Annotated in this window: 12 protein-coding genes; 5 read left to right on the top strand and 7 right to left on the bottom strand. The window is 61.3% G+C overall.

From position 1 onward, the window contains the following. A partial coding sequence (locus Q1W40_RS09305) for a class I tRNA ligase family protein (RefSeq protein ID WP_300711198.1) occupies positions 1-485 on the bottom strand: 485 nt, incomplete at its 3' end. 102 nt (positions 486-587) lie between these two features. Beyond that, positions 588-1625, bottom strand: coding sequence for a bifunctional riboflavin kinase/FAD synthetase (locus Q1W40_RS09300; protein WP_300711196.1), 1038 nt, complete (start codon positions 1623-1625; stop codon positions 588-590). A gap of 179 nt (positions 1626-1804) precedes the next feature. Between Q1W40_RS09300 and Q1W40_RS09295 the strand changes: the two genes are divergently transcribed. Together Q1W40_RS09295 and Q1W40_RS09290 are read left to right on the top strand one after the other, a co-directional pair. Continuing rightward, positions 1805-2362, top strand: a complete 558-nt coding sequence (locus tag Q1W40_RS09295; protein WP_300711194.1) for an HNH endonuclease — start codon at positions 1805-1807, stop codon at positions 2360-2362. Positions 2363-2464: 102 nt separating this feature from the next. Further along, a complete protein-coding gene (locus tag Q1W40_RS09290) occupies positions 2465-3337 on the top strand; it encodes a DNA ligase (RefSeq protein ID WP_300711192.1) in 873 nt (290 codons plus the stop codon). Between the two features lie 45 nt (positions 3338-3382). Here the strand turns inward: Q1W40_RS09290 and Q1W40_RS09285 are convergent, their stop codons facing one another. Beyond that, a complete protein-coding gene (locus tag Q1W40_RS09285) occupies positions 3383-4498 on the bottom strand; it encodes an acyl-CoA dehydrogenase family protein (protein WP_300711191.1) in 1116 nt (371 codons plus the stop codon). A 12-nt stretch (positions 4499-4510) separates the two neighbouring features. Next, positions 4511-5692, bottom strand: a complete 1182-nt coding sequence (locus tag Q1W40_RS09280; RefSeq protein WP_300711189.1) for an acyl-CoA dehydrogenase family protein — start codon at positions 5690-5692, stop codon at positions 4511-4513. Positions 5693-5845: 153 nt separating this feature from the next. Between Q1W40_RS09280 and purN the strand changes: the two genes are divergently transcribed. Continuing rightward, positions 5846-6421 carry a phosphoribosylglycinamide formyltransferase gene (purN, locus tag Q1W40_RS09275; RefSeq protein WP_300711187.1) on the top strand — a complete coding sequence of 192 codons (576 nt, stop codon included), beginning with the start codon at positions 5846-5848 and terminating at the stop codon, positions 6419-6421. Here the strand turns inward: purN and Q1W40_RS09270 are convergent. Further along, complete coding sequence (locus tag Q1W40_RS09270) at positions 6418-6657, bottom strand: DUF1653 domain-containing protein (RefSeq protein ID WP_300711185.1); 240 nt, start codon at positions 6655-6657, stop codon at positions 6418-6420. The two genes, purN and Q1W40_RS09270, sit on opposite strands and share 4 nt — an antisense overlap. Positions 6658-6710: 53 nt before the next feature. Between Q1W40_RS09270 and Q1W40_RS09265 the strand changes: the two genes are divergently transcribed. Both Q1W40_RS09265 and Q1W40_RS09260 read left to right on the top strand, forming a co-directional pair. Further along, positions 6711-8006: an RsmB/NOP family class I SAM-dependent RNA methyltransferase gene (locus tag Q1W40_RS09265; RefSeq protein ID WP_300711183.1), complete on the top strand. Its 1296-nt coding sequence runs from the start codon at positions 6711-6713 to the stop codon at positions 8004-8006. Positions 8007-8119: 113 nt separating this feature from the next. Beyond that, positions 8120-9331 (top strand): fatty acid desaturase, encoded by a 1212-nt coding sequence (locus Q1W40_RS09260; protein WP_300711181.1) that lies wholly within the window; start codon positions 8120-8122, stop codon positions 9329-9331. Between the two features lie 412 nt (positions 9332-9743). On the opposite strand, the gene rpmG is transcribed toward Q1W40_RS09260, so the two are convergent. Together rpmG and rpmB are read right to left on the bottom strand one after the other, a co-directional pair. Beyond that, positions 9744-9914 carry a 50S ribosomal protein L33 gene (gene rpmG, locus Q1W40_RS09255; RefSeq protein WP_006298735.1) on the bottom strand — a complete coding sequence of 57 codons (171 nt, stop codon included), beginning with the start codon at positions 9912-9914 and terminating at the stop codon, positions 9744-9746. A gap of 26 nt (positions 9915-9940) precedes the next feature. Beyond that, positions 9941-10174, bottom strand: coding sequence for a 50S ribosomal protein L28 (rpmB, locus tag Q1W40_RS09250; protein ID WP_026039317.1), 234 nt, complete (start codon positions 10172-10174; stop codon positions 9941-9943). Between the last annotated feature and the right edge of the window lie 38 nt (positions 10175-10212).

The raw sequence follows: 10212 nt of genomic DNA, 5'->3' as shown, positions 1-10212 counted from the left end.
GGGCGCTCCCAGTCGCCCAGCACGCCCAGGCGCTTGAAGTCTTCGCGCTGCTGGTTGATCTGCTCGGTGGCAAAGGCGCGGCTTTTGGCCTGCATGTCGTCGCGGCTCAGGTTGCGGCCGTGCAGTTTTTCAATCGCGTTTTCGATCGGCAGGCCGTGGCAGTCCCAGCCGGGGATGTATTGCGCGTCAAAGCCAGCGAGCTGCTTGGACTTGACGATCATGTCCTTGAGCACTTTGTTGAGTGCATGGCCGATGTGCAGCTTGCCGTTGGCATAGGGCGGGCCGTCGTGCAGCACGAACAGCGGGGCACCCTGGCGGGCGGCGCGCAGTTTTTTGTACAGGCCGCCTTCGTTCCAGTCTTTCACCCAGCCTGGTTCGCGCTTGGGCAGGTCGCCTCGCATGGGAAAGGGGGTGTCCGGCAGGTTCAGCGTGGCGCGGTAATCGGTGTTGGATGCGTTGCTGGGGGCGTTGTTTTGTTCAGACATGAAAGAAATCCGGGGGCGCGGCCATCAAAGCCGCTGGGAGCAAGGCGGGCTGTGCAAAAGGCCCGAAGGGGTGGCACAAGGCTGTGCCGGGACGCTGGAGCGTCAAATTCGGTCGCGTGTGGTCTGGCGGTGTGTCTCGCTGTGGCGCGAAGCAAACCAGGCGTGCGCATCGTCGCAGTCCTGGGCGATGCCTTTTGTCAGGGCGTCCAGACCGTCGTATTTGAGCTCGTCGTGTAGTTTGTGCAGCAGATCCACGCGGATGATTTTACCGTAGCCCCCCTCGGCCCCCAGATGGGCTGGCCAGTCGAAGGCATGCGTCTCCAGCAGCACGCGCCCGCCGTTGATGTCATTCGGGTCCAGCGAGGGGCGGATGCCCAGGTTGGCCACGCCGCGCAAAGGCTGATCGGCCAGGCCGTGCACCTGCACCACGAAGATGCCGCTGGCGGCCGGTTTCCAGTGCGCAAAGCGCAGATTCAGGGTCCGAAAGCCATCGCCCGCGCCTTGTGCCGTGGCGGCCAGTTCGCGCCCGAGCTTGCGACCGTGCACCACATGGCCGCTGATGCTGTAGGGGCGGCCCAGCAGGGCGGCCACGTCGGTCATGCGGCCATAGCCCAGCGCATCGCGCACCGCCGAGCTGGAAACGCGCAGGCCATGCACTTCATAGCTGTTCATGCGCGCCACGTCAAAGCCCAGGCGCTGGCCTGCGGCGTCCAGCATGGCGTAGTCGCCCGCCCGTTTGGCTCCAAACCGGAAATCGTCGCCCACTTGCACATAGCGCACGCCCAGGCCCTGAATCAGCACCTGCTGGATGAAGTCTTCGGGCGACTGGCTGGCCAGTTTGGCGTCAAAGGGCAGCACCACGACCTGATCGACGCCGCAGCGCTCGAGCTCTTGCAACTTGTCGCGCAAAGTGGCGATGCGGGCTGGGGCCAGCTCCGGTTTGTTGAGGGCTTTGGCGAAGTAATCACGCGGGTGAGGCTCGAAGGTCATGACACAGCTGGGCACGCCCCGGTGGGCGGCTTCGCTGCGCAACAGCGCCAGCATGGCCTGATGGCCCCTGTGCACGCCGTCGAAATTGCCGATGGTCAACGCGCAGGCGGGGGCCAGATGGGGGTGGTGGAAGCCTCGGAAAACCTTCATGTTGCTTGTGATGCCCAACCGCAGTTCTGGCCACTCGCCAGCTTTTACGGTTTTGTCAATGTAAGAGGGTATATTGTGACCGAGCCCGATCACCGCAACCTGTCACCTCAGTCGTGCGGATCGATCGAGAAGATTCTTTTCGTGTCAGTGGTTTTTTAAACTGTTGGATGGAGGCGTCTGTGAAGGTTTTGAAACTCTCGGCCCAAGGTTTGCCGCAGTCGTGGATCACGCTGGAGCAAGCGGTCACCCATTACGCCGCCGACGAGGTGCGCTGGGAAGCGGGCCGGCAAGTGGCGGTGTATCGCGGTGGCCACAATGCCATCACGGGCGAGCAATCGGTCATCACCGTCAACAGCATCATCGGCACCCAGGGCGTGCCGCGCATCAACCCGTTTGACATGCGCCCGGGCCTCACCAACCCCAAACTCTTTGTGCGTGACCGCAATGTCTGTGCTTATTGCGGTGGGCATTTCCATGAGGCAGAACTGACCCGTGAGCACATCGTGCCCTTGGCGCAAAAAGGCCCGGACCACTGGATGAACGTGGTCACCGCCTGCCGTTCGTGCAACCACCGCAAAAGCAGCCGCACCCCGGAGCAGGCCAACATGCCCTTGCTGTATGCGCCCTATGTGCCCAGCCTGTGGGAAGACTTCATCTTGCGCAACCGCCGCATCCTGGTCGACCAGATGGCGTTCTTGATGGCGCATGTGCCCAAAACCTCGCGTTTGCTGGTTTGAGCTGCGGGCGCTTGCAGACGCGGGCGAAGCGTTGCATCATCACTTCCTGAAAAAAACAAAGCGCGGGCTGAACGGTCCAGTGCAATCAGGGAGGAGTTCATCATGCACAGCCATGAAAAAGTGGGCACGCCGCTCGTCTCGCGGCGGCACGTCATCGGCAGTTTGTTGGGCGGTGCGTGGTGGGCACCGCCTGCACTTGCTGCTGGTGAATCGGTTCAACTCGCGCAGGCTTGGCCTACCGGTCGTTCACCGCAAGGTTTTCTGGTCAGCGAAAAGTTCGATGGCGTTCGCGCCGTGTGGGACGGCAAGCATTTGCGTTTTCGCAGTGGCCGCATGATCGCAGCCCCTGCCTGGTTTTTGGCCGCCTTGCCACCCTTGCCGCTGGATGGCGAGCTGTGGATGGGCCGTGGGCAATTCGACCGCCTATCAGGAGCCGTGCGCAAAACCGTGCCCGACGATGCCGAATGGCGCAGCCTGAAATACCTCGTGTTTGACGCATTGGGGCGCACCGAGCCGTTTGCCCAGCGTGTGGGCGTGCTCACGCAAGCCGTGTCGGCCGCCAAGCTGCCGTGCTTGCAGGCGGTACTGCACAGCAGCTTGGAGGATGCGGCGGCATTGCAGGCGCGCTTGCATGACGTGGTCGTTAAGGGCGGTGAAGGCCTGGTCTTGCACCGCGCCGATGCGGTGTGGCAATCCGGCCGAACAGATGCCTTGTTCAAGCTCAAGCCGCAGCCCGATGAAGAAGGGCGGGTGTTGGGTTACCAGGCAGGCAAGGGGCGTTTGGAAGGTTTGACGGGTGCGCTGCTGCTGGAGACGCCGCAAGGCCAACGCTTCGCTTTGGGCGCTGGCCTGAGCGACGCCCTGCGGCGCGATCCGCCGCCCGTGGGGGCTTGGGTGACTTACCGTTACCGTGACCGTACGCCCTCAGGTTTGCCAAGATTTGCTTCTTTTTTGCGGGTGCGCCAGCCAGAATGAACAAGGGCGCCTTGCGGCGCCCTTGTTCATGGGGTCAGCAGACCATCAAGCGAAGACGCCTGCCGTCTCCTGCATGCGGGCCGACACTTCACCCAGCTGGTGCAGGGTGTCGCCAAAGGTCATGTCCAGCTGCGTCAATTTCTTGAAGTAGTGGCTCACGATGTACTCGTCGGTGACGGCAATGCCGCCGTGCAGCTGCACCGCTTGCTGGCCGATGAAACGCATGGACACGCCCAGCTGGTACTTGGCACGGGCCTGGGCGCGGCGGCGCTCGTCGGCGGGCGCGTGCAGCTTGAGGCTGGCGTAGTAGCTCATCGAGCGGCCCAACTCCAGCTGCATCTTCATGTCGGCCACGCGGTGGCGCAGGGCCTGGAAGCTGGCAATGTTCACACCGAACTGCTTGCGGGTGTTCATGTAGTCCACGGTGATGGCCAAGGTTTTGTCCATCACGCCCACGGCTTCGGCGCAGGTGCAGGCGATGCCGATGTCCACGGCTTCTTCCAAAGCGCTCAGGCCGTTCAGGGTGATCAGCTGCGCGGGGGCTTGCTTGAGCACGACTTCGGCAGCGCGTGAGCCGTCTTGCGTGCCGTAGGCCTGGGTGCTGACACCGCTGGCGCTGCGCTCGACCAAAAACAGGGCGATCTGGCCGTTCACGGTGGCGGGCACCACAAAGGCATCGGCCTGGTCGCCCACGGCCACCACGCTCTTGGTGCCGGTCACCGACCATGCACCGTTCGATTCGGTGGCTTGCGCCGCGCAGCGGCCCAGTTGGTAACGGGCACCGCGCTCTTGCTGCGCCAGCACCACGATGGCTTCGCCTGCCGCGATGCGCGGCAGCCAGGCCGCTTGCAGTGCTGCAGGGGCGTGGGTTTGCAGTGTGGCGCTGCAGATCAGGGTTTGGGTCAGGGGTTCGAGCACGATGCCGCGGCCGAGTTCTTCCATGGCCACCATGGCTTCGGTCGGGCCCATGCCCATCCCGCCGTGGTCTTCGCTCACGTAAAGGCCCGTCAGTCCCAGTTCGGCCATCTCGCCGTAGGCAGCGCGGTCAAAACCGCCGGCCGCCACGATGGCGCGGCGACGGTCAAAGTCGTAGCCCTTGTCCACCCATTTGCGTACCGCGTCGCGCAGTTGTTCCTGGTCGTCAGAAAAATCGAAATCCATGTGTGTGTCTCCTTAACCCAGAACTGTCTGGGCGACGATGTTGCGTTGCACTTCGTTGCTGCCGCCGTAAATGGTGGTCTTGCGCATGTTGAAGTAGTTGGCAGCCAAGGGCGCATTGGCCAGCGTGCCGCCCGGGAAGTTGCCTTGCCAGCCTGCTTCCATGGCTTCGAAGATGTAGGGCAGGCTGAAGGGGCCTGCGGCTTGCATCATCAGCTCGGTGTAGCGCTGCTGGATTTCGCTGCCCTTGATCTTCAAGAGGCCTGCGATGTCGAGCGAGTTCTTGCCGGACTTTTCAGCCGACAGGACGCGCAGCACCAGCATTTCGAGCGCCACGATGTCGACTTCGAGCTTGGCGATTTCGTCGCGGAAGCGCAGGTCGTCGTAGACGCCTTCGGCTTTGGCGATGCGCTTCAAGCGCTCCAGTTCGCGCTTGGCGCGGTTCACGTCGGCGATGTTGGTGCGCTCGTGCGCCAGCAGGTGCTTGGCGTAGTTCCAGCCCTTGTTTTCTTCGCCGATCAGGTTTTCAGCAGGCACTTCGACGTTGTCAAACCAGACCTCGTTGACCTCGCACTCGCCGTCGAGCAGCTTGATGGGGCGCACGGTGATGCCGGGCGACTTCATGTCGATCAGCAAGAAAGAGATGCCGGTTTGTGGCTTGCCTTCGGTGCTGGTGCGCACCAGGCAGAAGATCCACTCGCCGTACTGGCCCAGGGTGGTCCAGGTTTTCTGGCCGTTGACGATGTATTTGTCGCCCACGCGCTCGGCGCGGGTTTTGAGCGACGCCAGGTCCGAGCCGGAGCCCGGTTCGCTGTAGCCCTGGCTCCACCAGACTTCGCCGCTGGCGATGCCGGGCAAAAAGCGCTTGTGCTGTTCGGCATTGCCAAAAGCCATGATCACCGGGGCCACCATCACCGGGCCGAACGGCACGACGCGGGGGGCACCTGCCAGGGCGCATTCTTCTTCGAACAGGTGTTTTTGCACGGCGGTCCAGCCCGGGCCACCAAACTGTGTGGGCCAGCCGTAGCCCAGCCAGCCCTTTTTGCCCAGGATCTTGGCCCAGGACTGCATGTCGTCACGCGTCAAGCGCATGGCGTTGTGCACTTTGTGTGAAAGCTCGGTCGGCAAATTTGCCTTGACCCAGGTGCGAACTTCGTCGCGGAACGCGAGTTCTTCGGGGGTGAATGCCAAATCCATGGGGGAATTTCTCCGTTGGGGTAAGTGTTTTTGTAGTGCGGTTCAAACAAAATCAAACGACCGTGCTTTTTATCACGCGGCAGGCGCGTGGTCATGTCCTAGGTGCGACAAACAAGGGTTAGCAGGGGGTGTGCTGGGATAATCGGCGCACACATGAAAAACATTGTCATTTTGATTTCCGGCTCGGGCTCCAACATGGCGGCCATCGTCCGCGCGGCCGAGCAAGAGCGTTGGTCTGACCGCTTGAACGCCCAGGTGGCCGCCGTGATCAGCAACAAGGCCGATGCCCAAGGCTTGGCCTTCGCCAAAGCGCAGGGCATCGCCACCGCAGTGCTGGACCACAAAGCGTTTGCCAGTCGTGAGGCTTTTGACGAGGCCTTGATGGCGCAAATCGACTTGTTCTCGCCCAGTCTGGTGGTGTTGGCGGGCTTCATGCGCATCCTGACCCCGGGGTTCGTTGCGCATTACGCAGGGCGTTTGCTCAACATTCACCCGTCCTTGTTACCGGCTTTTCCGGGTCTGAACACACACCAACGGGCCATCGATGCCGGGTGCAAGTTTGCCGGTGCCACCGTGCACCAGGTGACGGCCGATCTGGACCATGGCCCGATCCTGGATCAGGCGGTGGTGCCGGTGCTGGCCAGTGACACGGCCGAAACACTGGCCGCACGGGTGCTCACGCAAGAGCACTGGATTTACCCGCGTGCTGTGGCGAAGTTTTTGGCTTAGTCGCCCACGCGTTCAAAGCGCGGCTGCAACTGGCCGTTGAATTCGGCCACATCGGCGAACATGGCCGCGGGCCGCACCCACAGGCCTTGCTCGCCATACAGCGCCTGGTACAGCGTCATGGGCTGCAGGTCTTCGCTGTGGCGCACGGTGCCCAGCACGCGGTACATGCCGCCTTTGTAGTGCTTGTAGAGGCCTTTGGGGGTTTCGATCAAGGGAGGCAAGGTTTCTTCGGACATGTGTTTCCTGGGGAGGTGCATTTCAAAGGGGCAAGGGTGGGACAATACGCCCCATGCATCCAAAAGCCCTTTTAGACGCCTGCGCCGATCTGGTCAGGCTGGTTCTCCAATTTGAACATCCCGCCGACGCTGTGGTGTCGCGCTATTTCCGTGAACACCGTTCCCTGGGGCCGCGTGAGCGCGCCACGCTGGCCGAAACCGCTTTTGCGGTGCTGCGCAAAAAACTGCTGTTCGAGCAGTTGGCCCGTTCGGGCTCGGGCCCCAAAGAGCGCAAGCTGGCCATTCTGGGCTTTTTTGGCCCACGCGACTTTCTGGCCGCAGCGCTGAACGACACCGAAAAGCAGTGGCTGGCCACCTGCGACGCCATTCCCGCTGACGCCTTGATGGCGCCGCACCGCCACAACCTGCCCGAGTGGATGGCCAAAGCCTTGCAGGCCCAGTTGGGCGAAGACTTTTGGGCTTTGGCCGAGAACCTGCAGCAGCCTGGTACGCTGGATTTGCGTGTTAACACCTTCCAGGCCAAGCGCAGCGACATTCAAAAAGAACTGGCCCAGGCGGGCATCCCGTCCAAGCCCACGCCTTATTCACCTTGGGGTCTGCGCCTGGAAGGTAAACCCGCCCTGCAAAAGACCGATGCCTTCACACGTGGCGCCATCGAGGTGCAGGACGAAGGCTCGCAGCTCTTGGCCTTGCTGGTAGATGCCCATCGCGGCGAGATGGTGGTGGACTTTTGCGCTGGTGCGGGCGGCAAGACGCTGGCGCTGGGCGCGGCGATGCGCAGCACAGGTCGCTTGTATGCCTTTGATGTGTCTGGTCACCGTCTGGATGCGCTCAAGCCGCGCATGGCGCGCAGTGGCCTGTCCAATGTGCACCCCGCCGCGATTGCGCACGAGCGCGATGAGCGCGTCAAGCGCTTGGCCGGCAAGATCGACCGCGTGCTGGTCGATGCTCCGTGCTCGGGCTTGGGCACTTTGCGCCGCAACCCGGACTTGAAGTGGCGTCAAAAGCCCCAAGCTGTGCAGGAGTTGACCGAAAAGCAGTTGGCCATCTTGCAAAGCGCTTCGCGCATGGTCAAGTCGGGTGGCCGTCTGGTCTATGCCACCTGCAGCGTCTTGCCCGAGGAAAACGAATTGATTGCGCAAGCCTTCAGTGCGGCGAACCCGGATTTCGTGCCGCTCAATGCGGCGCAAGAGCTGGATCGCCTGAAGGTCCCCGGCGCTGAAGGCTTGTGTGCCCCCGCTGTTTCTGTGGACGAAGACGGTGTCCGCTCAGGTGGCGATTTCCTGCGCTTGTGGCCACACCGCCATGGCACGGATGGCTTCTTTGCTGCCGCTTGGACCCGAAAGTAAATATTTAGAGTTCTTTCAGATGTGGGCTGGTGCGAAAGACCTGTCCTTTTCGACCTGAAAAACCTAAAATCGAAAGATTGCCTGAAAACAGGCGTTCGTAGAAAGACAGATGCATGTTGTTGCCTGATTCGGCTTTTTTAGATGCTTTGATCCAATGGATGGGTCACGGTTTGTTTGACCTCAGCTGGTGGCAAATCGTCTTGGTGACCTTGGGCCTGACCCACATCACCATCGCCAGCGTCACCATTTTCCTGCACCGCCACCAGGCGCACCGTGCGCTGGACCTCCATGCGATTCCTTCACACTTCTTCCGTTTCTGGCTGTGGTTGACCACGGGCCAGGTGACCAAGGAGTGGGCCGCCATCCACCGCAAGCACCACGCCAAGTGCGAACAGGCCGAAGACCCGCACAGCCCTCATGTGCATGGCATCAAGACCGTGCTGTTGACCGGTGCCGAGCTGTACCGCAAGGAGTCCAAGAACCTGGACACCATGAAGCGCTATGGCCATGGCACCCCCGATGACTGGATCGAACGCAACTTGTATACCCGCTTCTCGTGGCAGGGCGTGGCCCTGATGCTCATCATCGATGTGGCCCTGTTCGGTTTCATCGGTTTGACGATCTGGGCAGTGCAAATGGCCTGGATCCCGATCACGGCGGCCGGCATCATCAACGGCGCTGCGCACTACTGGGGTTACCGCAACTTCGAGGCGCACGACGCCAGCACCAACATTTCGCCCTGGGGCATCCTGATCGGTGGCGAAGAGTTGCACAACAACCACCACACCTACCCCACATCGGCCAAGCTGTCGGTCAAGCCTTACGAGTTTGATCTGGGTTGGGCTTATATCCGAGCCCTCGAGATCATGGGTCTGGCCACTGTCAAGAAAACAGTGCCTCGTCTGGCTTACGGTGACATCCGCCCCGTGGCCGATGAAAAGACGCTGGAAGCCTTGATCGCCAACCGTTACGAGGTGATGGCCGGTTATGCCCGCAATGTGCGCACGGTGATGCAGCAAGAAGCCGAAAAACTGAAGCTGGATGCCAATGTGCTGCAAGCGGCCAAGCGCTGGTTGCACCGCGATGCTGCCAAAGTGCCCGCTGAGGCGCAGGCTCAACTCAAGCAGGCCCGCGCCGCCAGCCCCGTGCTCGACAAGATGGTGCAGATGCGTGAAGAGCTCAGCCAGATCTGGCTGAACACCTCGCATTCACGCGAGCAACTGGCCGCCGATTTGCAAGCTTGGTGCCGCCGCGCCGAAGAGAGTGGCATTGCCACTTTGCGTGACTTCTCGGTCAAGCTGCGCGCGGTGCGTCAAACAGCTTGAGGCGTTGAAAACACCACGATAAAGGACCTTCGGGTCCTTTTTTATGGGGCCTCATCATGTCACCCCGGGCTTGACCCGGGGTCCAGCCCGCTGCCCTTTGCCATGTCCGTGGGGTGAATGGATCCCGGATCGTAGTCCGGGATGACAGACTTCTTGCACTTTCCACGCTGGGTTGGCCTCCTGGACTTTCTACGCCGGGCGGGCCTCCTGGACTTTCTACGCTCGGCGGGTCTCTTGCTTTTTCCACGCTGGGCAGGGCCTCTTGGATGGGGCACCTCGGGCTTGACTTCTTGGGCTTGTCACCCCGGGCTTGACCCGGGGTCCATTTCCATTGACCTGGTGACCTGAAAGCCTTGTCAGGCAACAAAAAACCCGCCAGAGGCGGGTTTTTTGTTGCAAGGCTCAGGCCGAATCACTTCAGCTTGATTTCCTTGTATTCAACGTGCTTGCGAGCTTTGGGGTCGAACTTCATGATCGACATTTTCTCGGGCATGGTTTTCTTGTTCTTGCTGGTCGTGTAGAAGTGACCAGTGCCAGCTGTGGATTCCAGCTTGATTTTTTCGCGTCCGCCTTTGGTTGCCATGGTGGATGACTCCTAATGTTCTGGGTTTAGGCTTGACCGCGTGCACGCAGGTCTGCGAGCACGGCATCGATGCCGTTTTTGTCGATCAGGCGCAGAGCAGCGCTGGAAACGCGCAGACGCACCCAACGGTTTTCTGTTTCAACCCAGAAACGACGGTATTGCAGGTTCGGCAGGAACCGGCGCTTGGTTTTGTTGTTGGCGTGGGAAACGTTGTTCCCGGTCATTGGGCCTTTGCCCGTTACGTCGCAAACGCGTGCCATGTGGACACTCCGATACTTTTAAAACAGCCGGTGCCGAT

It is taken from the genome of Limnohabitans sp., assembly GCF_030158565.1.
GTDB lineage: Bacteria > Pseudomonadota > Gammaproteobacteria > Burkholderiales > Burkholderiaceae_C > Limnohabitans_A.
Note: the sequence above shows the minus strand (reverse complement) of the source record. Positions and strands in the feature narration are given on the sequence as shown.